Origin of the sequence: Vibrio sp. 10N.222.51.C5, from assembly GCF_041474575.1 — a bacterium.
Lineage (GTDB): Bacteria > Pseudomonadota > Gammaproteobacteria > Enterobacterales > Vibrionaceae > Vibrio > Vibrio crassostreae_C.
In genome coordinates this window covers 22,357-49,134 of sequence record NZ_JBFRUJ010000061.1, presented here as the reverse complement: position 1 = coordinate 49,134, position 26,778 = coordinate 22,357, and the positions used below count along the sequence as shown (strand labels likewise).

The following is a 26,778-nucleotide window of genomic DNA, read 5'->3' as shown; positions in this document are numbered from 1 at the left end:
TATTCTCTGTCATCCATGACCGAAGAGTTAGGCTTCTAAAAACAGGTCACACAACCATTTGATCGCTTGATCATTCATGTTGGGTTTATTCCACACCAAGCTGTACGCCACCTTACCGTAATCAAAAGGCAAGGGCTTGCTCACTAAGCCCTGAGCTTGTTTAGCATGCTCAGCCCACTGTTTAGAGCAAGTGAACAGGAAAGGTGTGTGGTGACACAACACAGCCGCAGCGCCGAAGTCCGCGACCGATATTGCCATCTCTCTTGGTTGGTGGCATTGAACCAAGTTTTGTTCAAAGTAAGGCTGAGACAGTTCGTTATCTAAAATCCCAATGTGCTTGTAATCTAAGTAGCCTTCTACCGCCAGTTCTTGCTGAGCGAGAGGGTGGTGTGCGCCCATCAAACAAACCATTTCATCTGGAAGAATTGTTTCCCAAACCAGCTCTTTGTTATCGGTCGGCGGCTGAGATATATCATGAGGCAACAAGATCAAATTGACCTTGCCACTGAGTAAAGCATCGAAGCCGAGCTGTTGTTTCGAATAGATGTTGAGCTTCGCGTTTGGCGCCAGTTCAGTAGTGATTTTACTTATCTTAGAGGCAAATACTTCGAAGGTACTTTCACGCATCGAAAGTGAAAAACTGCCTTGGTACTCTTGAGGGGTAAAACTCTTTTGATGAAGCAGTCCATTCATGCTTGAAAGAATTGCGTGAACAGTGGGCGCTATCTTCAGAGCAAAGGGAGTCGGGATAAGCTTGGTACCATCTCGATAGAAAAGCTCATCATTCAGGATGTCACGCAACTGAGACAGGGTTTTGCTTACACTCGAAGGGCTGACACAGAGTTGCTCTGAGGTCTGAGTGACGCTGTGGGTGTTCAGCATAATATGAAGCGCAGTGAGGTGCTTAAGGCTCACCCTAGATAAGTGTAAGTAATCCATTTATGACTCACGCATTCAGATTGGCTTGTGATTTTGCATGAACGACAAAATCGAACAAGCCAAATTGGATAAAGGTTATTTACGAGCTAGCTTATGGTGCGCTCGTGAAAAGTGGCCTGCGCAAAATGCGCCCACAATCGATAGTTCACCCGCTAAACACAGTGCAGCACAAACTTCAGCTAGGGCTTGTGATTTACCGTTACCATGCAGCCCAAGTAAATCTAAACAGGCTTTTTGACTTGGCAAGCCAGTACCACCGCCGACAGTCCCCACCATTAGGTTAGGCAGTGTCACGCTAGCGTATAAACCGCCTTCTTTGTTGAGTTCCATACGCGTCATACCAATCGCTGACTCGGCGACACAGGCCGCGTCTTGGCCACAAGCGATGTAAAGTGCCGCCAGTGCATTCGCATAATGGGCGTTGATACCGATAGTGCCGCTCAAAGCGCCACCGACTGTGGTCATTTGGCCAAACTGGACCATCTTCTCTGGTGTCGTGTGTAGGTACTTCGCGACAAGCTCTGCAGGGATATTAACCTCAGCAGTTACCTTTTTGCCACGAACGCTGCGCAAGGTTTGGGTATTGGCTTTCTTATCGCCTGACAAGTTGCCATCAAGGAAAGCGTGGTCAGGCTTAACTGGCGTATTTTCGATGATGTACTCAAACACGGCATTGGTTGCGATGGTCACCATATTCTGACCAGAAGCGTCTCCGGTTAGAAATTCGAACACCAAGTAAACATGGTTACCTTCGATGTTGATATTAATGTCGGTCAGCTTGCCGTGTGATGTTGTTGATTCTGCCAAGATCTTGAACTGGTCATACTGTGTCACAGCCCAAGCCACAAACTGTCCGGCTTCAACTAATCCTTGAAAGGCAAAGCCAGGAGTACGTGTTACGCCTTCATTGAGCAACATAGCACTTGCGCCACCACAAGCCGTAATCAGCTTAGAACCACGGTTATAAGACGCGACAAGCGCAGCTTCTGTGGTCGCGAGTGGTACGAGGTAATCGCCCGTAGCAAATAGGCCATTGACTCTTAAAGGGCCAGATATTCCCACAGGGACTTTAACGGTGCCAATAAAGTGCTCAATGTTTTTCTCATAAGCTTGGAACTGACTTTGTGTATGAGGGTCGAGCAGTTCTTGCTGTGAATCTGCATTATCGAGCGCTGTCCAGCGACGTGTGAGATTCTTTTCTGTCAGGTAGGGGCTAGGTGTCAGCTTATTTACTGGCTTTTCAAAATGAGGCTGAAGCTTTTTTTCTAATTCGTCTGCGGAGATGTCGCCTCCTAAAATAGAAACATAGTCACGGCGATGCAGATTTAGTTTTGGCATAAATAGTATGAAGTAAAGTTTGTGCAGCAAATTGGTTTGCGCTGATTCTACCGAGTAATAAACCAGAAACAAGCGCCTGATATAATGAGTTACAGTTTGTGTGGTTGTTGAAGCAAAAAGCAGCGAAGTTTCGCGAAATATAGGCTGTATTTGAGCGAAATTTAGATATGAATGTCGAGAAGGCTACCGATGGCTTCGTTTTGACGATCAACCACACTTGCACCAACGCGGTTATAACTTGCGCTTTGTGTCAGTTTAATCAAGGAATCGGTTGAAGATGAAGCAGGTTCAGGTTCTTTGTCTTTAAAGGAAATGGCTTGTTCAGGCTCTATTTGATTAAAGCTGAGATCGCTAGCTTCGAAAGTGTCGTCGGATTCTAGAGCGTGTTTGGAGGCTTGGTTGAGCTCGATTGCGGCTTCTTCAGCCATGTTGGTGGATTGCTGAATAATGGCGTAACCAGATTGAATACCAGATATCGACATATCAGAACCTTTTATTGACGTATGGAATGAGTCTAGGCGGACGATATTTTGAGCGCAATGGTGAACAGATGAAATTTACGGTGAAAATGTGAACTTAAGCTAAAATAGTGATGTCTGTCTATTAACTGAACAGGTCATTTAGCGCGTTTAATTCTTCATCAGTAAGCAAAGAAGGCTTCTCTGTTTCAAGGTTGCCGTCGATCTCACCCTGAAGTGCTTTTAATTGTTGTGGGCTAAGAAGCTGTATTTGCTGCTTAAATGCTTCAAATTGCTGTGTATTCATAGTGTGACCTTTGTTCAAATCAATATGCTCTTTAGAGCATAGTCTACTGATTCAGGAAATCAAACAAGATTAAGTGAATTTTAAATGATGTTTGAAGTTTCTTGAAACTAAGACAACTATAAATTCCTGTGGTCGTTTTTTGTCCGAGAAATGTTAGGAAAAGTTAAGGCTTGGTCAATCAAAGTCAGAAAATTCCTACAATGTAAAAACGCCTTCAACCCTTGTGGCACAAGGGTAGGTAAGTAATTTCTCTACCCAATTAGGGGTATGGGTAAAGCAATGTATAAATATTTGTGATGATCAAAAGATAAGCAATTGGCGTTATCTTTTTGTTTTTACGGTATTTTGTTTGTTGCTCAAGAAGCTTCTGTTTCAAACGACTTGTCGATCTTAACCTTAACTGCAAACTTGGTCGCTAAGGTATGCAGTTCTGGAAGCATTCGATAGATCAAATGGAGCTGTTGTAGAACCATTTTGACAGAATTCTCATCTTCTTCTCGCCATTCACTCAAACGTTTATCCAGCTCCGGGTCATAAGCGTTTTTCACTTCACAATGCTCTTTATGAGAATAGAGTTGATCATTTAGAGCGTCGAGATGCTGGTGGATTACTCTGTGCGCATCTAGCACCAGTTTGTGTGTCGCTTCATCATCAATACGCGTTCTGTGAGCACCCAGAGCCGAGATATAGCTAAGTAGAGCATGATTGAGTGTTAAGAATCGGAAGCTCTCATCTTCAGAGGTGCGGTACTTACCCGGTTCAACCAACATGCTACTGATCGCGGCAGTCAGGTTTGCATCATTATTATGCGCACTACGTCGAGCGATACGATAGTTTAGGCTATCTTTCTTACCGACACGGTATTGGCCGATGATCTGAGCGAGATAGTTCTTATTGGAATCGAGCGCATTCGCCATCACTTTGTGCAGTCGCTTCGACTGCCAATCAGGTAACACATAAATGACAGCAAGCACGGCGAGAGCACAACCAATAAAGGTATCCGCTAACCTTGGCAATACTACCGCGTAGCCTTCACCTAATTGGTTAAAGCAGAAGAGCACAAGCAGTGTGATAAAGCCGGTCGCAAACCCGTAGTTATTGATTCGAAACGCAAAGAACATCACGCCACTGATCACAATGAACACTAATTGGCTCTCTTGCGACGGGAAGAAAGTCAGTAACGGTACTCCGATCAATAAGCCTGCGACCGTGCCAATGACACGCGCCGTCAGTTTTTGACGGGTTGCACTGTAGTTTGGCTGACACACAAACAGTGTCGTCAGTAGAATCCAATAACCTCGTTCGATATCAAAACCCTGGATAATCCCGTAGCCCAGCGTCAAAGTGATCGCCATGCGAATCGCGTGGCGGAATAGCATAGAATCGGTGTGCAAGTTAGCTTTGATCTTGTGCCACATTGCCGTCAAAGTATGAGGGTTGGTATCGTTCAATACACCTTCTTCAATCTTCTCTGCATCTGGGTTGCTGATATTTGAGAGCTGTTTTTCAACGGTTGCTAGGTTATTGAATAAGTAATCCAACTGGTTCAGCAGTGATTTCCACTCTGGGTTGTTCTGTTGGTGCAGATGATTAAGCGAAGACATCAACTCATCGAGTGCTAATACAGACTTGTCACCATGCTGGTATTCAGCGCCAACTTTCAACGAGCTCGCCACTTCTTTACACGCTGTTGCCTGCGCTTCCAGTAGATACTTAAATCGAAACAACACGTCAGAGCGTTCAAAGTGTTTTGCTAGCTCTTGATAACGATAGTGGCTAGAGCTTACGCGTTCATGAATATCTTGTGCGATGAAGTAGGTGTTAAGAAATCGGTCACTAGGGCCGTCAATGTGTCCGCGCTTAGAGCGATTAAGCAGCGTCGCTTTACACATGTTGAGTGCGTTAACGGTACTCGCGTTGAGTTTGGCTTCAATGATTCGGTGTGGCTGGGGAATCAAGTCAGAAACGGGGTAGAAGAGTTCCGCTTTTGAATCGATGTAGTTACCGATTTGATCGAATACCGTGGCTAAGTTTTGCTGCACGGGTTGCATTGGCCACACTATCTGCCAAATCATCGACATGAAGTAGTACCAAGCGGCGCCAGTTAACAGTAGAAGCGGTTGAAACCAAAGGTTGGTGCTCTCGTGTGCACCAAGCATGGTATAGATGGCAACCAAGAGAGAACCAAACGCGATACTCGCGTATTTAGGGCCAATTGCCCCGAGAATGATAAAAGAGAAGGTTGAAACAAAAAGCCCGATCGCGAACAGCCAAGGCGTATCGAAGAGAAGCTCAATAGAGAAAGCCGCAACGGCGAAACAGATAAAGGTCAGCGTGAGTGCTTTCAAGCGCCCGGTAAAGCTGTCATCACTTTCCGCAAGAGCCGCAGCAATAACGCCTAAGATCAAAGGCGTGATCAGTGTGTTTTGTCCATAATACCAAGCAGGCACCACCACGCCGAGCAGAGTGATGAGAATTAATACGCTGTAATTTATGGTTTTATTCGCCCAATAGAGGCGTAATTTGGCTGAAAAGTCCACAGTCGCTCACTTGACACACTAAAAACCATAATCCTAACAGAAATCAAGCACAAGAATTTGATACTTATCCATAATTGCCCGTAGGTGGTCATGAAAGCGTCGATAAGATATGAGATATTATTAATTCTCATTGCATCATGATATAAATTCAATATTCCCAATTAAGAGCACACTCCAATGCAGCTAAGCGCTAACAAGACTGCACAGTTTTTTATTCAAAATGAATATCATCAGGTTGAACTTGATGGTCCACGCTTGCTGTTATCTTCAGTAGGCAGTGAAGAGCGTATCCCATTTACTATTTGGAGTGGCAAGATCGCGATAAAGCGCGGATTGTTCTGGGGATCGCTACAATTTTTTGCTAATCAACAAGATGGAACACAGTGCAGTTGGTTAGTACAAGGCTTACCTTGGGATCAATGCCGTCAATTTGCACGCGCGTCAGTTAGTGCTTATCAGAAGTGGCACGACACTCAATGTGAACAATTGGCTGAACACGTACCTCAGTGGGAAGCTGAATTAACACGTCTTGAGCAATTACCAGCCTTTCTACCGCATTCTAAGGTCAACACTTGGGTTGATATGGTCAACTCAGGCTTAGAGAGTATGACAATGACGCTAGAAGAGGCCGCACAACGCATGCCAAACCGCATCGCAAGAATGCAGCCATGGTTATCTGAAACGGAAATCAAGCAAGCTGAAAGAAACCAGCAATGGCTAGAGACCGAGCGAAAAAACTGGGAAGTGTTGTTTGCGCAATGTGAGTCGTCACCACTGAACTTATCGCAGCAATATGCGGTGTTGATGAATGATGATCACAACCTTATTTTAGCGGGTGCAGGCTCGGGTAAAACCAGTGTTCTAACGGCTCGCGTCGCGTATTTACTGCAAAGCCATCAAGCTCAAGCTGAAGAGTTGCTATTGCTCGCTTTTGGTCGTGAAGCGGCAGAAGAGATGAAGCAACGTCTCGACAGCAAAATTGGTTTATCAGCAGAGAAGGTGCAAGTCAGCACTTTCCACCAGTTGGGTTTAAAGATACTGAATCAAGTTGAACCCGAACGTGTGGTTATTTCTCCTTTAGCGCTCGATGACAACCAACGCCAAGCATGGTGCATTGATTGGTTGAAGAAGCACTGGATGACACCGACCAACTTTAAACGTTGGCAAAAGCATTTGTCTAAATGGCCAATCGCTTATTTAACCGGTGACGATGAGCTTGGTAGCCACGTTTCAAACCTCAAATTGATCGGTTGGCTTGAAAAGCAGCTAGAACAGTTGAATGCGTCGGGTTTAACCAAAAAAGAAGTACAGCAACAGCTGATTGATCACCGAGACTATGCGCGCCTCAACAGCGAGCTTTCACTGTGTTGGCCATGTGTAACCGCGTGGCAAAAGGAGCTGAAAGAACAGAATCATATCGACTTCTCAATCATGATCAGCCGAGCGACTCAGTATGTCGAGAAGGGCAAGTTTATCTCACCTTGGAAGTTCATCATGATCGATGAATACCAAGATATCTCACCTGATCGTCTTGCCTTGGTTGAAGCACTGTGTAATCAGTCTAAAGCCGAGCATCAAGCCTCTATTTTTGCAGTAGGCGATGACTGGCAGTCGATTTACCAGTTTGCAGGTGCGGATGTGGATTTGACCACGGGCTTTAAGGATCGCTTTGAAAGCTCGACCATTCATCACCTAGATACCACTTATCGCTTTAACAATCAGCTAGGTGCAGTGGCTAATCGCTTTGTACAAGAAAACCCAATTCAGATTCCGAAAGAACTGAACAGCTTCAAGCAACAGAAGCAGAAGGCGGTGTACAGTGCGCCAAGTAAAGAAGTTGAGAAGATTCTTGATCAACTGAACCGTCAATCCAAAGGCAAAACCAATAAATCGGTGCTGCTACTTGGACGTAATCATTACCACAAGCCAGAGTTGTTGGAAGACTGGAAGAAGATCTTCACTTCCATTGATATCAAGTTCATGACTTGCCACGGCAGTAAAGGTAAAGAGGCGGACTTTGTCATTATTCTTTGTGTTGACGAAGGACAGTTCCCGACCAAGAAGAAACAGCTGCATATTGATGGCGCATTGACTGAATCATCAGACGCGTTCCCTTATGCTGAAGAGCGTCGTTTATTCTATGTAGCAATGACGCGGGCAAAAGAGAAAGTATGGATCACGCACAGTGGCGACGGCTCTGGCTTTGTGCAGGAGCTGCATGGTTCTGATTACCCAGTTGTTCGTAAAAAGTGATGTTACTTGACTTGATTGTCTAAGATTAGATCTTCAATCCCTGCCCTAATATCACAAGGCAGACGCATAAAGCATAAGGAATTTGCTATGGAACACGGCTCTATTAACTACATTGAATTTGCTGCGAAAGACATCGCCGCAACTAAGGCATTTTTCAGTCAAGTGTTTGGTTGGAGCTTTGAAGACTATGGCCCTGAGTATTCTGCGTTTGAAGGCAAAGGCTTAATGGGTGGCTTCTATTTGGCGGATCTGGCGTCGAATACGGATAATGGCGCGGCGCTGATGGTTTTTTATAGCCAAGATCTTGAGCAAACCGAGCGCGATGTAATTGATGCTGGTGGTCAGATAAACCGTGAGATCTTTAGCTTTCCCGGCGGCAGACGTTTCCATTTCAGAGAGCCAAGTGGCAACGAGATGGCAGTGTGGAGCGATAAATAGAGAGACTCTCGCACTGTTTTATGATTGAACTGTTTAATGTCTGAAAACGAGACATAAAAAAGCCTGCGATAAAATGCAGGCTTTTTAGTCTGTTCAGTAGAGAGCACATTTAACGTGCGATTACGTGCGCTCAGCTAGGTACGCTTCGTAGTCTGGGATCTCGATGATTACTTCTTCTTCAAGCAGTGAAGAGTTAAACAAGAAATTAGCGGTAGCGCGGTTAGTGGCCACAGGAATGTTCCAAACACTTGCGATACGAAGCAGTGCTTTTACGTCTGGGTCATGTGGTACAGCATTAAGTGGATCCCAGAAGAAAATCAGCATATCGATCTTGCCTTCAGAGATAAGCGCGCCAAGTTGTTGGTCACCGCCCATAGGGCCGCTGATCATGCTCTTGATTGCTAAGTCTGTCTCTTTACTTAGTAAAGAACCAGTCGTGCCCGTTGCGTAAAGGAAGTGCTTTTGTAGTTTTTCTTTGTTCTCTTTGACCCATCTTAGTAGCTCAGGTTTGAAGTGGTCATGAGCGACCAAAGCGATATGCTTATGTGTTGGCATAGTGCGCGTCGTTTTTTGCATGAATGTTCCCTAAATTGTTGTTTCGTTTTTATTGTTTTGAGTTCTTCAGCCAATATAGCACTAAGGATTCACACTGAATACCGGACGAAACTCAGAAGGTGACAATGAGTCGGCGATAATTTGATCTTTGAGAGTTGCAGGTGTCAGCGCTTCGATAATCGGTGCGCTGTGTTGCTCGTAAGGTTGACCGCGTAAGTAACTCGTGGCTTGTTTTACCGACAAGCGACCTTGCTCAACCATTTTATCGGTTGGCGCAAAAAGTACCTTGTTACGAAGTAAACCACGGTAGGTTCCGTGACTTAAGTAACTCGAAATTAACCCAATCTCTTCGGTTTTATCGGCCGCTCGTAGCTCACTGATCGCTGCTTCAATCGCGACGGCACTTCCGACTATATATTGGATATCCGGCTCCTCGATCACCTGTTGTACCAGGTTTCTTTGCAGTTCTTTATCGTTATCTGCCCAATAGCTGATCGCGATTTTGATATCACTCGACTTGATCGCATCATAAAACCCCAGTGCCACAGGCTTAGTGCCGCCACTTGCTTGTGGACCAAGTAACAGGGCGATAGGTGTTTCGCCTGATCCTTTCGGGTGTCGTTTCGACAAAAAATCTCCGACTTGGTATCCCATTTGGTACCAATCGACACCGACCGTACCTTTTAATACCTTCTGTTGTTCTTCATTGACGGTTAACTCATTTACCGTAGCAAACACAGGCGTCGAGCCAACCCAATCGCTGAGATTGTCATGATACGCATCGGGTGAAACCGTACCTAAAATAATGGCATCGGCTCCCCATTGCGTGCAAAGCACCAGTTGCGAGGCTTGTTTGGCCACGTTGGGGTAACCGCCAGCTTCCAATACTCTTAGCTCAACTTGCTGCTTTTCTGCTTCAGAGATCATTCCATAGTTTACCGACAACCAATAAGAGTCTTTGAGGTGCGGATAAATGGCACAGATTTTCTCTTTTTGTGATGTGGCATTGGCGGGTTTTATTGGGCTCAAAGGCTCACTAGCACCTGCGACAGTAGTCACTGAGGCCAGTAGTGAGAGAAGAATTATTGAAGCGAAAGGTCTAGATAGCATGAATTGCCGTTTTGTTGGTTTTAGATAAGAAACACTGCAAAATATAGCGTATTCTGCATGGGTAAAGAAGAACGTTTTAAGGTTTAGAGTTTATGTTGTTAGCTTCAGCGAGTATTGGACGCAAGCTGCTGGCCTCATTCTTAGTGATGGCACTGTTGGTTCTATTGTCTGCATTGATCGGTGTTTCTGGTTTTAGCTTTGTAGCCAAAACGGAAAGAAACGTCGTTGATTCGGCGCTTCCTGCCATGATCGAAGCTCGTCAGGTTTCTGAGTTGAGTAACCGTATTATTTCGTCAGTACAAACACTTTCTAATGCGAGAAACGAAGCTGAAAGAAAAGAGGCTGGCACCGTACTGTTTGACCAACTTGAGTCGCTTCTTCAACATATCAAAGAGCTTGGTGTCGACAGTTTCGATTCTCAGCTCCTCAATAAACTCGAAAACAATGTTCAAAGCGTTATTAACACACTGGCTGAGTTGGGTGTGTCGGTTGAGCGTAAGCTTTGGTTAAGCAAAGAGTTGTCGTCTCGTGTCGAAGAGATGCGCCTATTGGCCGAAGAGCTAGAGCAGTTGACGCGAACCCAAGTTTTGAACACGGCTACCATTGCGGTTGCTAACGTCACGCATATCTATGACCTGCTAGAAACCAAAGAAACGGATAAAGCCTACCAAGCCTTAGATGCGCTTGTAGAGGTTGACCTTGATTTGTCTGAGCGCCTACACGAATTGCATTTGCTGGCGTTCAAAATGCTTAACCAAATTGAAGAAACGCAAACCGTTACCAACGTAGAGCGTATTCATCAAATCCAATCAGAATTTGAATCCAACCTAAGAATCATGGCGCGCCGCGTTAAAGCGGTCGAAGATCCTACTCGTTCAGCGCAGATGTCTCAGCTTCTAGAAGAGCTCAGAAAACGCCAAGTCGTGTTCGATATTTCATTAGAACAATATGAGAACACCAAAAAGTCAGAGTTTCTGATGCAAAATACGTTGGAGCTGTTCTCTCAGCTGAATACAACGGTTAACCAACTGGTTGATGATTCAAACCGCAGTACCAAAAAAGCGGTTGATGAGCTGACCAGCACGTTGAATTTGGCTCAATGGTCACTGTCTGTGATTTCGGTTATTGGTTTGGTTATCGTTGCATTTATCGTGTGGCGAGTGGTGTATATCTCGGTTGTTAAACGTCTTACTGAATACTCATCGGCCTTGATGTCTATCGCACAAGGTCGCCTGAATATTGATATCTCGGTAAAGGGTAATGATGAGCTGGCTCATATGGGCGAGGCGATCATCACTGCCAGAAACACCGCGCAGGCGCTACAAGTGGTTGCGGTGGGTGAAGCAAAGGCGAAACGCGAACTTGAAGAGCACAAAGAACACTTAGAAGAGTTGGTCGCAGACCGAACCTACCAGCTGCAAAAGACCAATGAGAAGCTGAACATCGAGGTAGGGAACCACGCTAAGGCTCGTAACGCCGCAGAACAAGCAAGCCGCGCAAAATCCGCTTTCCTTGCGACGATGAGTCATGAAATACGAACGCCGATGAACGGTGTATTAGGTACTGCAAGATTGCTCAAAGATACTGGGTTAGACCCGCTGCAATCCGGCTATGCAGACATCATTAACCGCAGCGGTAAGAACCTACTCGCGATTTTGAATGACGTGTTGGATTACTCAAAGATTGAAGCAGGGCATTTAGAAATCCGCACTGCTTCGTTTGATCTTCATCAGATGGTTCAAGATACCTACCAATTGATGGAAGGGCGTGCCGCTGAGAAGAAGCTGAACTTTGATTTCCATATTGAAAGTGATGTGCAACGCTATTGGCGTGGTGACGTAACGCGAATCAGCCAAATCTTGAATAATTTGGTCGGTAACGCGATTAAGTTTACGGAAAGTGGCTCGGTCGATATCTTTATCAGCTTAGATATCGAAGATGAAAATCGAGTGATGTTTGAAGTGTCAGATACAGGTGTCGGTATTGATGCTAGCGAACAAGCTTGTCTGTTTGATGCCTTTACCCAAACCGATAGCGGTCGCAACAAAACCGGCGGCACAGGGCTTGGATTAGCGATCAGTAAAAGCATCATGTTGGCAATGAACGGGGATATTGGCGTTCATTCTGAAGAAGGCGAGGGTAGCCAGTTTTGGTTCTCACTGCCACTTGAAGCCGGTGAGAAGATAGAAACGAAAGTACCGGTCATTGAAGCGTGTATTCGAGCTAAAGTACTTCTGATTGAAGATAACCCCGTAAACTGCATCGTTGCTGAAGGCTTCTTGCATAACTTGGGGCACGAGGTTGTGATTGCGACAACCGGACAAGAAGCGAGAGCCATATTCAGTGAGCAAGAGTTCGATATTGCGCTGGTGGACATTAACTTACCCGACTGCGATGGCGTCGAGTTAATTCAACAACTCAAAGACGATGCGCTTCAGCATAAAAGTGAAGAAGACGTAATTCGAAAAGTACCCCCAATGATCGCAGTATCGGCTCATGTGTTTAACGAAGAAGTGGAAAGCTATTTGTCGTCTGGCTTTGATGGATTCTTACCTAAGCCGTTAGAGAAGGAAGCATTATCGGAATTGATTGTTGAGCAGTTGGACGGTCACACGCTGTTGCTGCCTCAGCCGGATCCGTCAGATGCTGTTTGCTGTCAGCTAAACTCTAAACCTCAGGAAACCGAGCTAGACTTATCAGCATTGGCATTTGCAAGCTCGACACAACGAGCAAACCAAGACGCGGAACATAATCAAGGAGAACCGATTGTGCAGATGATTAACCCTAAGATTATCAAAGACGACTTGGCCATTCTCGGTCGAGAAAAAATAGTGCAGATTGTTGGGTTGTTTGACCAAAGCAGCCAAGTCACTCTCGATGAACTGATTGTGGCAAGTGCCGCTGACAACGCTCGTGAAATTAAGTCTTTAGCTCATAAACTGAAAGGGTCTGCCGGCAGCCTAGGATTATCTGCACTGTTTGCTTTATGCCAGAGCATTGAAGCGAGCGAGGATCCATTACTTCAATATCGCGATAATGCAGACTCATTACCTGAATTGGTGAAAGACTCGTTAGCAGCGCTCCGAGAGCAACTATAGAGTGGCTATTGGGCGGAAAGCCCCAAAATAAGAACAGAAAACAAAAAGCAGGCTATTTCTCCGTTTTAATATGAAGAAGTGACCTGCTTTTTTATTGTCGAATAAGAATCTAAGTAAGGCTTTCAAGGAACGGCTCTAAGCCATCTTGATATGTCCAGCAGCTTTGATCTTAACGTGAACCATATTGCCTTGTAGGTAGCTTAATGGAATCTCGCTGCGTTCAATGATCGCGACATTATCGCTGCATGCGCCAGCTTCAATCGCCAGTTGCTTTGATTGCGCTTCCAAGCCCTTTAAGGTCTCTTCACGTGATGCTGGGTCAATCGGTACGATCTTATCGAATTGACCTGATATTTCACCCAACGCAACACCAATCGCATTAGCCACTTCAAAGTGCTCAGGACGAACCACTTGGCTCACACCTTCAAAATGATCTGGGAATAGGGCACTACCACCACCAACCATGATTACGGGTACACTCGCCGCAGAGGTCTTCATCTTATCGATGCCTTCTTCAACATCCGTGACCATTTGTTGATAAATCTTGCTTGCTTGTTCGGCTGAAACACCAATCTCATCACTCAGTTGATGTTCTGCCTGCCACTGCATTTGTCCTGTTTTGAGTGCAATATCGGTGAGCGTAAGTTCATCACCACCAAAGCTACGCGCCGTTTGCGTCAAGGTATGGCCAACACTTTCTGGGCCTAGCTCTATACGCTGCTGTTCAAAGCGAACCTTGGTACCACCACCAATGGCTAACGCCAAAATATCAGGCATACGGAAGTTGGTTCTCACTTCACCGATTTCTACTGCTAAGCTCGATTCTCTTGGGTAGCCGTGAGTCAGTACGCCGATATCAGACGTAGTACCGCCCACATCGACCACAATCGCGTCTTTTAACTTAGTTAAGTGACTCGCTCCACGAATCGAGTTTGTTGGCCCACAAGCCACGGTAAGAATCGGGTACATCAATGCGAACTGCTGTGACATCAGTGTTCCGTCGTTCTGACCGAAATAAGGCGTGGTGTGGATTTCATGATTGATGAGTGCACTGCAAAAGCCGTCAACGAATCGTTTTGCTGTCCCTTGCAGAGCCGCATTGAGGATAGTGGCGTTCTCACGCTCTAAAAGCCCTAAACTGCCCACTTTATGGGATAACGATAGGTTCACGCCCGGAAGTTCTTGTTGAATCCATTCTGCTGCTTGAAGCTCCTGGTCGCCGTTGACGGGAGAGAACACTCCGCAGATAGCAATGGAATCCACTTGGCCTTTCATTTTCTGGCAAAGCTCGCGGATCTCAGACTCTTGAATGTCGGCGATCAACTGGCCGTCGTATTCATAGCCGCCGTGAGCTTGGTAGAAGTGTTCACCAAGCAAGTTTTGCCACGCTTTGCTCCAACCACAAAGGGGCGGGACGCTATCACCACTTGGAAGCGCTAAACGAATCATCCCGACTCTATCTAAGCCTTTTCGTTCAACGATTGCGTTGGTGCATTGAGTCGTGCCAAGCATCGCATGTTTCACTTGCTGACCATCAATGTTTGCTTGGCTTAATAGCGCAGCAATCGCGTTATCAATACCTGTTGAAATGTCATGTGTGGTTGCGGTTTTTACTTTGGCAATCACATTCAAGTCTGCGTCGAGCAGCACACCGTCGGTATTGGTGCCACCTACGTCAATGCCCAAACGGCAGTAATCAAGCGTAATGTTTGTCATGCGACTACCTCTTCAATGCAGACTTTAGTTGTTCAATGGTTTGATACTCGACGGTGTAGCCAAAGTAACCCGGGCCCGCGACTTCAATACCTTTGTCAGTGCGCCATTTGGGGTCGCAAGGGTAAGCGATAAGGTCGATGCGCTGCCCGTAACGAAGTTGTTCGGTTGTGATTGGCTTACCCGTTTCATGATCCAAGATCGAAATAAGATCCGGTGTTGATGCCAGCAGGTTATCTTGGCTCATGTCTGCGCGGCTTGTACCTTTGTGCGCGAGAAGTAATTCGTTTTGGAACTGCACAAACACGTTATCGACGCCGGTATCTTCAAACTGAGCCAGCTTTTCAATCACGACACCACCTGTTGCAAAACCACCATCGGTTTCACGTTGAATATCAACAATCTTGCCACTGATGATGGTATGGCCGCCGACAATGTCTAATACGGCCTGTGTGCCACTTTTATTGTTGTCGTTCGCCAGTCTAATCGCTTCACCAATCTTCATTGCTTGGGTCAGTGTCGCAGGCAGTGCACTGCGTTTTAGGTTCTTACCGTTCATTGGGTAATCGCACATTGCTGCAGAGCCACCCATCTGTTCGGTAATCGGCCTCGCAAACTTTTCAGACCAAATACCGTCAATCGGATAAAGCGTGACGACATTGCCACGCTCATCGGCCAATGTGTTCGGTGCCGAAGGGAGACCATCAAGAAAGAAGGTCACCATCTGAGCTTCTGGGAACGCACGTCCCATCGCATCACAATCGATCACAGGAATGTTCTTTTGTGCTGCAACAAGAATTGGAATCAATGAATTGAAGCCGCCTACTTCGATAGGAAACGTTGCCGCTACTTCAGTGCCGAGCGCTTTTTCCATCGCTTCGAAAGCAATCAACATTTGATCTTTCGAATTGAGTTTCTCTACTGCGACTGTTGGTGCGCCAATCATTGAAGAGGGCACTGTCATCCAATCGTCTTGCACGTCTTCTAAAGGAATCATGCGTACAGGGTGCTTTGCCGTTGCAATGGCTACTTTCGCCATCAAGGCACCGCTGTATGGGTCACCGCCGCCGCCAGTACCTAATACCGTCGCACCCAGCGCGATATCATCAATCATTTGTTCAGTAATAATCACAACTAATATTCCTTATCACTTGAAGGAGAAAGCTTCATTAGGGCGAGGTAAATCACACCAGCGGCAAGAATGCCGTCTAACGCCGAGATGCTGGTGAACGAAAACAGGTTGAAAAACTCTGGTGCAGTACAAGCGCTGAATGCAGTACCAAATGCCCAAGAAGCCAAGCCTTTAAACATCCAAGCTGGAACTTGTTGGATGTTCTCAAAGCTCATTTTTGTCGAATCTAAAACATAATATTGAACGATGTAGACACCCGCAGCAGGCGCAATGGTTACGCTGAGTAGCATTAAGAAGTCGGTAAACTTGTTCACCATGCCGAGTTGAGCAATGCCAATGCCGACGATGGTCATGATCACAACCAGAACAGGGCGCGGAATCTTAGGTAGAACCATCGACATGCATAAGCCGCCAGAGGTCAGGTTGCTACTGTTGGTGGTCCATTGTGCGAACACCAGCACGATGATAGCTGCCATGCCTAAACCTAAGGTGAAGAAGACCTCAACTAGGTCGTCGGTGCCGGTCATTTTGGTCAAGATCAATGCGATAAGAATGATGGCACTGTTGCCGACGAGGAAACCGATACCCGCTCCTAAAATCGCATCACGGCGTGTTTTGGCGTAGCGAGCAATATCAGGTGCAGCAACCGCAGCTAGAATCCAGATAGACATAACAAAAGAGATGGCTTGGCCAAGCGTCAAAGGATCTTCAATCGATGGCGCTGCGCCACCTTGATAATCAGCAGCCATAAACAAACCGATGGTAATCAACGTCACCATCAATGGAACAGAATAGGTACTGAGTTTGCCTAAAGCACGAACGCCATAGATAGCCGTCATCATCATTAACACACTGCCGCCAATAAGAGCGGTGAGGTGTGAAATTATGATGTCGTATTTCGCCAGTGCATCGACCATGATGAAAGCGAAGAAATCAGCCTGGAATGCGAACCAGCCGACTAATGAGATGCCGTTGATGAAGCCAAGAATTTTACCGCCGTTACGGCCAAATACCGCGCTGCTCACCAGCGGGGTAGACACGCCAGCTTGAAAGCCAATGTTGGCACACAGCATCGCGATGATCGCCAATAAGCCTGAACCAATAAACGTGGCAAGCAGTGCGTCTTCAAAACCAATACCGCTGCTTAGAATCGAGCCGAGAAACAGTCCCGAAATGTCGATGCCGATTGCCAACCAAATAAGGCTGATGACCCACCAAGATCGTTTGGCCTTCTCGGGAACGGGTTCCAACTCGAAGTCATCTATCTTTTTGTGGCTGTGTGTTGCTTCGGGTTTATTCACGTAAGCTTCTGCCGCCATAGTGCCATCCATGCATTGTTATTCCATAAGTGTGAATAAAGCATACTGATGTATTTATTGTTAATAAATGAATATAATCAGATGTAAACATAACAAAAAACAAATGTGAGTGGCAAAGTGAATCCAAACAATAAGTTAGATAAAAGAGACCTACGTAGATTAGAGCTTTTTTGTGAAATTGTTGAACAAGGAGGCATCAATCAGGCGGTCGCAAGCACTGGGATTAGTCAACCAGTGCTGAGTAATCAGCTTATTGCCTTGGAAAAAAGCTTAGAATTAACATTATGCCAACGTGGTCGACGTGGTTTTAAGCTGACTCATGAAGGTGAGCAAGTGTATAAATATGCGAACCAACTAAAATCGACCTTAACCGACTTCGCTTATAAGTTACGAGGTGTACAGACGGAACTCTCTGGGCATGTGCGAATTGGATGTTTGGATAACACCGTCACTTTGCCTTATAACCCACTTCCCAAAGCGATCGAGACGTTTTACCAACGCAGTAACAGTGTTGAGGTGAGTGTTGATGTCGGGGATTTCACCCAGTTGAATGAGAAGTTAGCAAAGAACCAGATTGATATGATGATAGTGGTTCTAGGGTCACATCAAAAATCAGCGTTTCAACATAAATACCCACTGTTTGAAGAGCACAGTTATCTGTATGCGCGTAAGGATCTGGCTGAGAAGATCATGGACAAGGATTTCTCATTGGATGGCTGTCGTATCAACATGGGCGGCTATGCCAAAGATGAGATGTTCCGATTACTGAATATTGAGCAGTACGATTCCGTAAAGCCTTTTGATGGCTGGCATGTCGAGTCGGGTGTAATTTTAACCTTGGCGGGCACACACCTGAGTTTTTTACCGTCTCATTTAATCGACCGTGGCCATTATGACCAAGCCTTGATTCCGCTTCAGCCCGAGAAGTGGAGCCTTAAGAGTCAGTTTTATGTGGTGTTGAAGCAACCTGTAGATTCCCTTTCCCCCGCCGCGCGTGCGTTTTTTGATGAGCTACACCAACCGGAAGCATCGGATTCAATATAGAGAGCTTTTCGCTTCTCAAGAGCACTTCTCGCTTCTCAATAGCACCTAAGATACTTTTCCCCATATACAAAAAATCCTCGGCCAAGACAGAGGATTTTTGCTTTTATGCTTTATGAGTGAAAACTAACGGTTCTCGAAGCGGTTGTAATCCAACAATCCGAACTCGATCGGTTGGTCTTGTTGATACCAACGATGCACGCGATCACTGAATGGCCAGAACTCGCTAGAACTGCGTCGTACCGCAAACTTATCCAGCAGCGCCACGTAGTCTTCTTCAGTGCTTAAGTTTTGCAGCGTTTTAACCAGAGTAGGAATCTCGCTCTCGGTTAATGATAGGTAAGCCGCAGGGTAGCTACCGACAACGCCTCGTACGAGGGTAAGGTCATCATTGGCGTAATCACGGTTACCTTCTTCATTAAACAAGCTAGAAATGTTGCTGTGCGCGTTATTGTGAATCATGGTGAACAGTTGCTCTTCGCCGTTTTCGCCTTCAATCATGATCATCACTAATTGAGGCACATGACGCAGGCCTTCGCCCTTTATCAAATTCACTTGGTTAAGCAGTGCTTCATTCTTCCTACCAAAACCTGTTTCAACAATCTCAAAGCGATTATCGAGAACAGGTGCGAGCTTATCTTTGATCATATCAAGCAGTTCGTGTTTCGGATCCGCCGTTTTGTAAACCACGCTGGTCGGCTGATCAAAAGGTGCAATGTTTCGCTGCAAATAGTCACTCAGTTGTGCGCTTTGGTTCTGGTACCAACTAGAGTGTTCAATGTGACGAACGTCTTTAGGAAGAAGGCTTAAGAAGTTACTCTCACCTTCAAGACGCAAGAAGTCCATGAACATGCGTGTAATCAGCTGGTGGCCAAAGTTGCCGTAAACATCGAAGCCTGCAACGAGAAGATAATGAATACGCTCTAGAAGAGCATAATCAAGAATCCACGCAGTCTTAGGTTGCGTGCCAACTAACCCTTGTACAACAGAGGCGCTATCGAAGTGCCTAAAGACGGTGAGAGCAGCATTCGGGTTGATGCCATCGCCATCCCAAATGATGCCAGTGTCTAGGTGGACGCCACTCTCGAACCATTGGTTAGTGAAGTCTGATTTCGCGTTTAGGTATTGCGCTTGTTGCTTTGCGTATCTTACCCAGTTGGTCACAGGTACGGTGTTACTTTTTAGTTCGCTAGGTAGCTTTAAATTTTTCTTTTGACTTGCGTAGAAGGCGTTGATTTCCGGAACATCGGCTTTCTCTGGGTCGATGAAGAAAACCCAAAAACGGTCGTTAATTACGTTCAAGGCAAGTTGACCACGACACACAGGTCCTTTGATATAGGCCATGATGGTGTTTTGCGCGTTATCTAACATGAAGTTGAAGCGCGAGTTTACTGGCAGTGCTTCAAACGAAGTCATTGGGTTAGCTGAAACATCGATGTCGTAACTAGGTAGTTGTTTTACTTCGTAATTTACGTCGACAAACCAGGTATTCCACTTTTGTAGACGCTCTTTATTAAGTGCGAAAGGCATGTGCGTTTTGTCGACGATAGTGCCTTGTTCTGGAATCAGACGGTAGTAAACACGGTCTACTTTTGGATCGTCATAAGGGCGACGAGTCGTGATGCGCTGTACCGCTTCACCTGGTGGTGTTGCAGAGCGAACAACAGTGAAGAAGCGTGTTGGCTGAGCTAAATCAGAAAAATAGACATGAGATAAAAACAGGTGCTCGTAGATGTAACGTGCTGAAAGTTGACTCTTATTGTCACTCTTGTTTAAAAAGCTTTCGTAGACATTAACGAGCTCTTGTTCTGCATCAGTCAATGGAATGTGGTCGTTCATTAACGCGCCATTTTCTAACCAACTCATTAAAGTCGCGTATTCGGTTTTATCTAAGTTCGGCATCCCATAAGGCATTCCCCAAGTTGGGTAATCTTTTTCATATTTGGCATACTCCTCAATGGTTGGGCACTGTTGGTCACGGTCTATTGAGAAATCAAAGCCTTCGAGCTGCGTTTGATCAGGAAGAGGGTGGTTTTCTTTTTGCTTCAGCATACGAGAAACAAGCCCAGCATCGAGGTTGGCGGTTGGGTTCTGCATACGTTCGTTAAGTACAGGGTGAAAATCCGCCTCACGCCATTCTTGCGTAGTTAATGCATCTTCAAACAAGCGAGTAGGGGTTGATGCCGTTAAGCGGGTGCCTTGATAAACGAGTGCCTTGCTCGCGCCTCGGTCTATACCTTCCACTGAAGACATTTTGAGTTGGCAAGGGGCGTCATAACAAGCGTGACAAACCACGCATCGGTTATCAATGATGGGCTTTACTTCGTCAATGAAGTGCTGCGTTTGAGCTGAAAGAATAGGTGCTTGGCGATCGCGTACTTGTTGTTCACCAAACAGTTCGTCGAAGTTTAAACCCGCGTAGACGGCACAACCTGAGAAGACGCTAACAAAAGCTAAAATGAAGAGTTTTTTCAAATTCATACGTATTTAAATATTAGGCATTTTCTATAATTATATCGAAAATGATTGAAAATGCTCATGTTCTAACAATTTTGTAGACAAGATCTTGATGGGACGAGTGACTTGTCGATGCGCGTCACTCGCTAGTGCTCAGAAATTGGTGTTTAGACTTAGCTAGATTTAAGTCCCAAGAGCTAAAAGCTAGCAGTTAAGAGTTAAGAGTTAAGAGTTAAGAGTTAAGACTCATTGATTGACGTAACAAACAGAGAAGGGGACAGACAATCGCTCAAACTCTTTGATCCAGCGCCACTGGTTGTCTTGCAGTTTATCGCCAGGGCCTTTGACTTCAATCCAATGAAACTCATCGCCCTTGAACGCAATCAAATCTGGCATCCCAGTTCTAAATAGCTTTAAGTCACTCAATATCACTTTGAAGAGGTCTACAACCAAGGCATTTGGAATTGAAGCCATGCCGTGTTCGATGAGTGCTTTAGGAAAATAATTCCAATGAACAAAGGGGTTCGCGATACCTTGCTTTTCATCGTAAGTATCAAGAAAATGGTTCAGCCCATGTTTGGATATCGTCTGAAACACGGCTTCAATCTGTTCGGCTCGCTTGTCTACGAAATCTGAATGGTACAGATCCAATGGTCGATGTTGGTAACGATTGATAAAGGCGCCTTCAACGTCTGCGAAAATGACATCCCAGAAAGCCAAACCAAACAAGCCACACAGAAAACTGTTTTCTGAAAAGTAGACGTCCCAACCTTGGTTCTCAAAATGCTGCTTTACCGCAAGCTCGACTCGAGTTTGGCTGAGGTCTAATTCCAGTTTTAACTCTTTGCAGCTCGGCTTTATGGTTCGTGAAACTTTGTGCCCCTGTTTCCGTAGCAGCCGGTCTTCAAGCTTAATAGCGATTTCCAACTCTGACACATCCGATGGAGTAGCTTTCATTTGCGTGACAATGTCACACATTAAGTCTAGCGTACCTTGCTTATCATAGATGCGTGCAAGTCGTTCTCTGCTCGGAGGAAGTGTAGATTGTCTGAACCAAAAGATTGCTTGGTCGTTTAGATTAAGCCTTTCAAGATCGCGAGCAACATCATTGATCAAACGCGATCGTTTTCTGGCAATACTTCTGTGTTCTGATTCTTCAGGAATCGCATTTAAAATCAGTTCCAGAAACTCGCCATCTTTGCGGTCACCTTCTGAATACAAGCGTTGAATATCGCGCATCTGGATTAATTGATTGAGCTGATCCCTAGAGGTGAAGAAGCGGCGTTGCTTGCTTAATGGGTAGTTCTCAAAGGTGTTTAGCCCAAGGTCGCTTAACACGAACTGACTTAAGTCTTGATAGGTGTTGGCAAAGAACAGCAACAGTAATACATCAATCACTTGAGATTCGATGACGTAAATACAGTCGAAAGAGAGGTTTTGAAATTGATCAAAAGGTTGCTGATCAAGCCGTAACAACAGCTCGTCTTTCTTGGCATTTCTATGGCTCTTAAGGGCGGGGAATACACTCAACAGCTCTGGTTTGGTGAGCAAGTGCAACCCGAGCTCGACCTCACTAATGGCGAGGTCATGCTGTTCTTCGGGATGACTCAACCCAATGAAGCCTGAGCTGTTTAGCTCTTGCAGTTCGGTCTTTAGATCTGGGATCTCAACATAGTTGAGTTTATCGCTGCGAAACCAACGGCCTTTACGAGAAAGCAAACGAACCATTAGGCATTGGCTTGAAACAGAAAGACGTTTGTATGCGGACAACCAACGACATTCATCATCACTCAGAAGATCGGGGTAGAGCGTTTGAGCGTGTTCAACCAGTCGATTGAAGTTGTCGAGATAATAAGTGGGGGAGAGCTGAAGAGTGGTTTCGGTCGTCAATGGAGAAGTCGCTTGATACAAAAAGAGCCTAACCCTAAGGTTAAGCTCTTCAGTAACAAATTCAATCTTTTCTGTTGATTAAGCTTGTGATGCTTTTAGTTCAGCAACTTTAGCTTCAGAGATTGGTTTAGTGATGATTGCTAGAACAATACACACTGCCATCATAACTGCAGAGATTGTGTAAGCTAGGCCGTAACCTTCGCCGTTTGACATTGAGAAGCCAACAACTGCTGCACCGATAGCGCCGCCGATACCCCATGCCGTGTAAAGCACGCCGTAGTTAGTACCGTAGTTTTTCAGGCCGTAGAACTCAGCAGTTAGTGTTGGGAATACTGCTAGAAGCGTACCGTAACCAACCGCTGCGATAGCCGTACCAATGATTAGCGTGAATTCAGAGTTGAACGTAGCGAATAGAGCCATGTTCGCGCCTTGGAGGATGAACGCTAGAAGTAGAGTACGTACGCCACCGATTTTATCTGCAAGCATACCCGCAGCAACACGGCCGCCTGAGTTGAATACTGCAAGGATAGACGCTAGGTAAACTGCGTTTGGCAGGTTAGCTTGAACGCTAGCAATTGTAGTGATGTTACCGATGATCATTAGACCAACAGATGCAGCGAATGCGTACATGATCCATAGAGAGTAGAACTGAGGAGTCTTCAGCATTACTTTCCAAGTTAGGTCTTCAGTCTTCTTAACCGCTTTAGGAGCTTGGCCTGCTTTTACTTTAGGCTCAGCTGGCGTGTAATCCGCTGGTGGGTTGTTGATTGTTGCTGCTAGAGGTACTGCGATTGCAAGTACACCAACACCAAGAATCATAAAGCTAGTTTGGATACCCATGCTGTCGATTAGCGCAGAAGTTACTGGTGCTAGGTAAATAGCCGCAAGACCGAAGCCTGCTGCGATAAGACCGTTAACCATACCTTTCTTAGAAGAGTGGAACCACTTCATTGCTGATGGAGACAGACATGCGTAACCGAAGCCGATACCTGCACCTGTTATAATACCGAACGTGATGTTCAGCATCATAGGCGTTGTAGCGAAACCAGAAGCAATCATACCTAGGCCTGTAAGCGCTGTACCTAGGATAAGGATCTTACGTGGACCCATACGGTCTTGTAGGATGCCCGCAACAAGAAGACAAACAGAGAATGTGATAGTTGCAATAGCGTAAGGTGAAGATGCTTCAGCAGCACTCCAACCAGCTTCAGTTACTAGCGCTTTGTTAAATACACTCCAAGCATACAGGATGCCAAGACAAAGGTTGATACAGAAGCCTGCTAGCAGGATACGTGTTGCTTTATCAATCTTGCTCATTTTTATTCTCAGTTTTGTCATCGGTTAGTGGAGAGCCACTTAACTAAAGACGGGTTATTGTGATTGTTTCTTCAAAATTAGTTTGCGTTTATCAACAGATAGCGCAAAAGAGCGCGGATTATAACCAATTAAAATGTGATTGGAATCTCTTTTTCCATTTTTGGTAAATTAAATTCAATTTGTTAATAAGTTGTTTTTCATTGGTTTTTGAAATGTTTTTAACACCTCTCTATTTTGTTCTTTTTCGCTCTGTCTTCTTATTATTTCAGGGATTTTGAGGTGATGGTTTTTGAATAGACGCGTATTGCGTGCGGATATCACAGAGTTACAAATAATTTTAATTAATTTCCAAGGTTAAATTTGTGTAACAAAATAAATCGTAACAGCGCTTTGTTCATATGAGACAAGGAGTAACGGAGTTTTATTAAAAACAGAATGTTAAGCAATTGTTAAGGGTGATTTTTGTTAGTACTTTTGCTTACATTTTGTTCGATTGGAGGGGTTGTGTTGTCCGTAAAAAGTGGGAAAATAGTATGCAAACTGAGATTCCAAATTTGAAAGGATGCGTTTCCAACTTATGGTGAGGCGAGTATTATGAAACTGTTTTTAATTTTATTGATGTCAATTTCTGGTGGTGTAGCGGCAGCTGACCATATTCACTCTTTCCTATTCGGCTTCTATGTTGCGGCTCTAGCAGTTGGTAGTTGCTACTGGCTTGCATTCCGCAGTACGCGTTTCCCACAGTTGGCATTAGTGCTATTGATGTGTGGCTTTTTTGCGAAAATTGCAGTGACTGTTATCGGTGTTTCTTGGGGTATCTCGAACGATATCATTCAATCGCCGTTCATTTTCTCATTGTCATACCTGTTCTTCTTAGTGGTTGTGTCTTACGTTTGGTTTGCATACCGCGATAAATTGACGCTAAAACAACGCGCTAAGAAGGTAGAAGAGTCTCGCAAGCAAGCGGCAGCATAATTCGATTTGATTCTTAAAAAGCCTTCTTCGGAAGGCTTTTTTGATCCTGCCTACCTGAACTCTATTATTTGGTTATGACGGCAGATAAAAGAAACCCAGTATGGTGACATACTGGGGTTACTTGTTATGTATCTATTATCTAGCAGTTACCATCTACCAAAGACTACTCTGAAGGTGTGTTATTTCTTCATCATCTTAGCGAGATCGGCGAACGGGTTGTGTGTCGCTGACTGATGATCATCTAAACTCGCTTTTGCATCCACACCATAACGCTCATGGTCAGTGTATTTTGAATGCTCATGATCGTGACAGTACAGGCACAGTAGCTCCCAGTTGCTGCCATCTTCAGGGTTGTTTGTATGGTCGTGATCCACGTGGTGAACGGTAAGCTCTCGGAGGTTTGAGTAAACAAATTCGCGCGCACATTTACCACAAACCCAAGGGTACAGTTTTAGTGCTTTTTCGCGGTAGCCTTTCTCTTGGCGAGCATACGCTGCACTCGAACCTGTGAAATCAGAAGACATTGCCAAATCCTTATCAATTGTAATATCCTGATTTTATCACAGCTTTCTTGAAGCTGTCGGTATGTCGTTCGTAAAATCATTGCTAAATGATGCAGTGGACTTATCGATATTAGATTGAAGTTTGAATACAGACTTACCTTCTACACACTAACGCTTAAGCGGGTTATGTCTTTCTGGAATAAGCCATGCTTAACAGTTTGAAAATAAATCGTATTCAGGGGTTTTAACCGCAGGCATGTGACCTAATATCAGTTTGTGAGACCCTATATTAATAAGGAAATATCATGTCAGAACAATACACTCCGCCAAAAGTTTGGGTTAACGATACTGCTGGTGGTAACAAGTGGGCAAACATCAATAGTCCTGAATCTGGAGCTCGCTTTGATAAAGAGCTTCCTGTTGGTGACCATGCTTTTCAATTGTATTCTCTTGGCACACCTAACGGTCAAAAAGTCACTATCTTGCTGGAAGAGTTGTTAGCGGCGGGTGTTAAAGAAGCTGAATATGATGCGTACTTGATCAACATCGGTCAGGCTGATCAGTTCTCTTCTGGCTTTGTTGGCGTGAATCCAAACTCCAAAATACCAGCACTTGTCGACAAGTCTGGTGACGAAGACGTGAATGTATTCGAATCGGCATCTATCTTGATGCATCTAGCAGAAAAATTTGGTCACTTCTTACCAAAAGAAGGGGCAGCAAGAACGCAAACCATTAACTGGTTGTTCTGGGCACAAGGCTCGGCACCATTCCTAGGCGGTGGTTTCGGCCACTTCTACGCTTACGCGGATGAAAAGCAAGAGTACCCAATTAACCGCTTCGCAATGGAAGCTAAGCGTCAACTAGATGTGTTAGACAAACAGCTCGCAAATAACACATTTGTGGCGGGTGACGAGTTAAGCATCGCTGATATCGCGATTTGGCCTTGGTATGGCAACCTTGTGCTAGGCAAAATTTACGATGCGGCCGAGTTTCTACAAGTTGAGTCATACACCAACGTTGTGCGCTGGGCGAAGCAACTAGAAGCGCGTGAAGGTTTCCAACGCGGCCGAGTGGTTAATCGTTCATTTGGCGAAGAGTGGGAGCAAGTACCAGAGCGCCATTCTGCAGAAGACATTGACCGAGTTTTAAAGCTTAAGCCTTAGTTCTTTTTTGAACGTGTTTTTGGCAGATATACCCTATCGGTCTTAATGTTAATGGCTAATTGAAACGCCATATCTCAATCGAGATATGGCGTTTTTCCGTTTTAAGGTAGGGAGAGGTTTTGTAATTGGAATGAGAGTCTCAATTATCATTTTGTTTTTCTTATTCAATCGCTTATGAGTAATGGTCTTTGTGGTTAAGACAAAAAACAATAGTCATCGAGGTGGAGTAAAT

The 26,778-nt window shown here is 45.2% G+C and carries 20 protein-coding genes; 6 read left to right on the top strand and 14 right to left on the bottom strand.

Annotated elements, in window-relative coordinates; translation table 11 throughout:
* Positions 1–27: 27 nt before the first annotated feature.
* The 5 genes from AB4558_RS19055 to yccS all read right to left on the bottom strand — a co-directional run bounded on the left by AB4558_RS19055 (position 28) and on the right by yccS (position 5,582).
* On the bottom strand, positions 28–939 hold the full coding sequence (locus AB4558_RS19055) for a LysR family transcriptional regulator (RefSeq protein WP_372159004.1): 912 nt from the start codon (positions 937–939) through the stop codon (positions 28–30).
* Positions 940–1,014: 75 nt separating this feature from the next.
* Positions 1,015–2,277: a hydroxymethylglutaryl-CoA reductase gene (locus AB4558_RS19050; RefSeq protein WP_029235254.1), complete on the bottom strand. Its 1,263-nt coding sequence runs from the start codon at positions 2,275–2,277 to the stop codon at positions 1,015–1,017.
* A gap of 161 nt (positions 2,278–2,438) precedes the next feature.
* Complete coding sequence (locus AB4558_RS19045) at positions 2,439–2,759, bottom strand: hypothetical protein (RefSeq protein ID WP_017060893.1); 321 nt, start codon at positions 2,757–2,759, stop codon at positions 2,439–2,441.
* 121 nt (positions 2,760–2,880) lie between these two features.
* Positions 2,881–3,066, bottom strand: coding sequence for a hypothetical protein (locus tag AB4558_RS19040; RefSeq protein WP_029235859.1), 186 nt, complete (start codon positions 3,064–3,066; stop codon positions 2,881–2,883).
* Positions 3,067–3,398: 332 nt separating this feature from the next.
* Entirely contained in the window at positions 3,399–5,582 is a 2,184-nt protein-coding gene (gene yccS, locus AB4558_RS19035) for a YccS family putative transporter (RefSeq protein WP_372103237.1), read from the bottom strand.
* Positions 5,583–5,759: 177 nt separating this feature from the next.
* Here yccS and helD point away from each other — a divergent pair, with 177 nt between their 5' ends.
* Together helD and AB4558_RS19025 are read left to right on the top strand one after the other, a co-directional pair.
* Positions 5,760–7,835 (top strand): DNA helicase IV, encoded by a 2,076-nt coding sequence (helD, locus tag AB4558_RS19030; protein ID WP_017069441.1) that lies wholly within the window; start codon positions 5,760–5,762, stop codon positions 7,833–7,835.
* 87 nt (positions 7,836–7,922) lie between these two features.
* Positions 7,923–8,273 carry a VOC family protein gene (locus tag AB4558_RS19025; RefSeq protein ID WP_017071128.1) on the top strand — a complete coding sequence of 117 codons (351 nt, stop codon included), beginning with the start codon at positions 7,923–7,925 and terminating at the stop codon, positions 8,271–8,273.
* 120 nt (positions 8,274–8,393) lie between these two features.
* Here the strand turns inward: AB4558_RS19025 and AB4558_RS19020 are convergent, their stop codons facing one another.
* On the bottom strand, positions 8,394–8,849 hold the full coding sequence (locus AB4558_RS19020) for a methylglyoxal synthase (RefSeq protein WP_017060888.1): 456 nt from the start codon (positions 8,847–8,849) through the stop codon (positions 8,394–8,396).
* Between the two features lie 60 nt (positions 8,850–8,909).
* Positions 8,910–9,938: a TMAO reductase system periplasmic protein TorT gene (torT, locus tag AB4558_RS19015; protein ID WP_029235253.1), complete on the bottom strand. Its 1,029-nt coding sequence runs from the start codon at positions 9,936–9,938 to the stop codon at positions 8,910–8,912.
* A 92-nt stretch (positions 9,939–10,030) separates the two neighbouring features.
* Here torT and torS point away from each other — a divergent pair, with 92 nt between their 5' ends.
* Entirely contained in the window at positions 10,031–13,036 is a 3,006-nt protein-coding gene (torS, locus tag AB4558_RS19010; protein WP_372159002.1) for a TMAO reductase system sensor histidine kinase/response regulator TorS, read from the top strand.
* 135 nt (positions 13,037–13,171) lie between these two features.
* Here the strand turns inward: torS and AB4558_RS19005 are convergent, their stop codons facing one another.
* Genes AB4558_RS19005 through AB4558_RS18995 form a run of 3 tightly spaced genes read right to left on the bottom strand, consistent with a single transcriptional unit; the run spans position 13,172 to position 17,212 of the window.
* Positions 13,172–14,752 carry a hydantoinase/oxoprolinase N-terminal domain-containing protein gene (locus tag AB4558_RS19005; protein ID WP_065584595.1) on the bottom strand — a complete coding sequence of 527 codons (1,581 nt, stop codon included), beginning with the start codon at positions 14,750–14,752 and terminating at the stop codon, positions 13,172–13,174.
* A 4-nt stretch (positions 14,753–14,756) separates the two neighbouring features.
* Positions 14,757–15,881, bottom strand: coding sequence for a DUF917 domain-containing protein (locus tag AB4558_RS19000; RefSeq protein ID WP_017064776.1), 1,125 nt, complete (start codon positions 15,879–15,881; stop codon positions 14,757–14,759).
* A gap of 2 nt (positions 15,882–15,883) precedes the next feature.
* Positions 15,884–17,212 (bottom strand): cytosine permease, encoded by a 1,329-nt coding sequence (locus tag AB4558_RS18995; protein ID WP_372159001.1) that lies wholly within the window; start codon positions 17,210–17,212, stop codon positions 15,884–15,886.
* A gap of 93 nt (positions 17,213–17,305) precedes the next feature.
* On the opposite strand from AB4558_RS18995, the gene AB4558_RS18990 reads away from it, so the two are divergent.
* The gene (locus tag AB4558_RS18990) at positions 17,306–18,244 is read left to right on the top strand and encodes a LysR family transcriptional regulator (protein WP_017071124.1); all 939 of its coding nucleotides are present in this window, start codon (positions 17,306–17,308) and stop codon (positions 18,242–18,244) included.
* Positions 18,245–18,367: 123 nt separating this feature from the next.
* Here AB4558_RS18990 and AB4558_RS18985 read toward each other — a convergent pair whose 3' ends face one another.
* The 3 genes from AB4558_RS18985 to AB4558_RS18975 form a co-directional block, all read right to left on the bottom strand.
* On the bottom strand, positions 18,368–20,722 hold the full coding sequence (locus AB4558_RS18985) for a fatty acid cis/trans isomerase (protein ID WP_372159000.1): 2,355 nt from the start codon (positions 20,720–20,722) through the stop codon (positions 18,368–18,370).
* Between the two features lie 222 nt (positions 20,723–20,944).
* On the bottom strand, positions 20,945–22,609 hold the full coding sequence (locus AB4558_RS18980; protein ID WP_136977918.1) for a VRR-NUC domain-containing protein: 1,665 nt from the start codon (positions 22,607–22,609) through the stop codon (positions 20,945–20,947).
* A 57-nt stretch (positions 22,610–22,666) separates the two neighbouring features.
* A complete protein-coding gene (locus AB4558_RS18975) occupies positions 22,667–23,905 on the bottom strand; it encodes an OFA family MFS transporter (protein ID WP_017067032.1) in 1,239 nt (412 codons plus the stop codon).
* Between the two features lie 594 nt (positions 23,906–24,499).
* On the opposite strand from AB4558_RS18975, the gene AB4558_RS18970 reads away from it, so the two are divergent.
* The gene (locus tag AB4558_RS18970) at positions 24,500–24,880 is read left to right on the top strand and encodes a hypothetical protein (protein ID WP_017064770.1); all 381 of its coding nucleotides are present in this window, start codon (positions 24,500–24,502) and stop codon (positions 24,878–24,880) included.
* Positions 24,881–25,059: 179 nt separating this feature from the next.
* On the opposite strand, the gene AB4558_RS18965 is transcribed toward AB4558_RS18970, so the two are convergent.
* On the bottom strand, positions 25,060–25,404 hold the full coding sequence (locus AB4558_RS18965) for a YajD family HNH nuclease (protein ID WP_017060876.1): 345 nt from the start codon (positions 25,402–25,404) through the stop codon (positions 25,060–25,062).
* A gap of 284 nt (positions 25,405–25,688) precedes the next feature.
* Here AB4558_RS18965 and yghU point away from each other — a divergent pair, with 284 nt between their 5' ends.
* Positions 25,689–26,546, top strand: coding sequence for a glutathione-dependent disulfide-bond oxidoreductase (yghU, locus tag AB4558_RS18960; RefSeq protein WP_372158999.1), 858 nt, complete (start codon positions 25,689–25,691; stop codon positions 26,544–26,546).
* Positions 26,547–26,778 lie beyond the last annotated feature (232 nt).

What these genes read in the sequence shown, in the direction of transcription:
- AB4558_RS19055 (WP_372159004.1), bottom strand. Translation starts at nt 939, where the DNA reads ATGGATTACTTACACTTATCTAGGGTGAGCCTTAAGCACCTCACTGCG.
- AB4558_RS19045 (WP_017060893.1), bottom strand. Translation starts at nt 2,759, where the DNA reads ATGTCGATATCTGGTATTCAATCTGGTTACGCCATTATTCAGCAATCC.
- AB4558_RS19005 (WP_065584595.1), bottom strand. Translation starts at nt 14,752, where the DNA reads ATGACAAACATTACGCTTGATTACTGCCGTTTGGGCATTGACGTAGGT.
- AB4558_RS18970 (WP_017064770.1), top strand. Translation starts at nt 24,500, where the DNA reads ATGAAACTGTTTTTAATTTTATTGATGTCAATTTCTGGTGGTGTAGCG.
- helD (WP_017069441.1), top strand. Translation starts at nt 5,760, where the DNA reads ATGCAGCTAAGCGCTAACAAGACTGCACAGTTTTTTATTCAAAATGAA.
- AB4558_RS18985 (WP_372159000.1), bottom strand. Translation starts at nt 20,722, where the DNA reads ATGAATTTGAAAAAACTCTTCATTTTAGCTTTTGTTAGCGTCTTCTCA.
- AB4558_RS19050 (WP_029235254.1), bottom strand. Translation starts at nt 2,277, where the DNA reads ATGCCAAAACTAAATCTGCATCGCCGTGACTATGTTTCTATTTTAGGA.
- AB4558_RS19020 (WP_017060888.1), bottom strand. Translation starts at nt 8,849, where the DNA reads ATGCAAAAAACGACGCGCACTATGCCAACACATAAGCATATCGCTTTG.
- AB4558_RS18975 (WP_017067032.1), bottom strand. Translation starts at nt 23,905, where the DNA reads ATGAGCAAGATTGATAAAGCAACACGTATCCTGCTAGCAGGCTTCTGT.
- AB4558_RS19025 (WP_017071128.1), top strand. Translation starts at nt 7,923, where the DNA reads ATGGAACACGGCTCTATTAACTACATTGAATTTGCTGCGAAAGACATC.
- yghU (WP_372158999.1), top strand. Translation starts at nt 25,689, where the DNA reads ATGTCAGAACAATACACTCCGCCAAAAGTTTGGGTTAACGATACTGCT.
- AB4558_RS18965 (WP_017060876.1), bottom strand. Translation starts at nt 25,404, where the DNA reads ATGTCTTCTGATTTCACAGGTTCGAGTGCAGCGTATGCTCGCCAAGAG.
- torT (WP_029235253.1), bottom strand. Translation starts at nt 9,938, where the DNA reads ATGCTATCTAGACCTTTCGCTTCAATAATTCTTCTCTCACTACTGGCC.
- AB4558_RS18995 (WP_372159001.1), bottom strand. Translation starts at nt 17,212, where the DNA reads ATGGATGGCACTATGGCGGCAGAAGCTTACGTGAATAAACCCGAAGCA.
- torS (WP_372159002.1), top strand. Translation starts at nt 10,031, where the DNA reads ATGTTGTTAGCTTCAGCGAGTATTGGACGCAAGCTGCTGGCCTCATTC.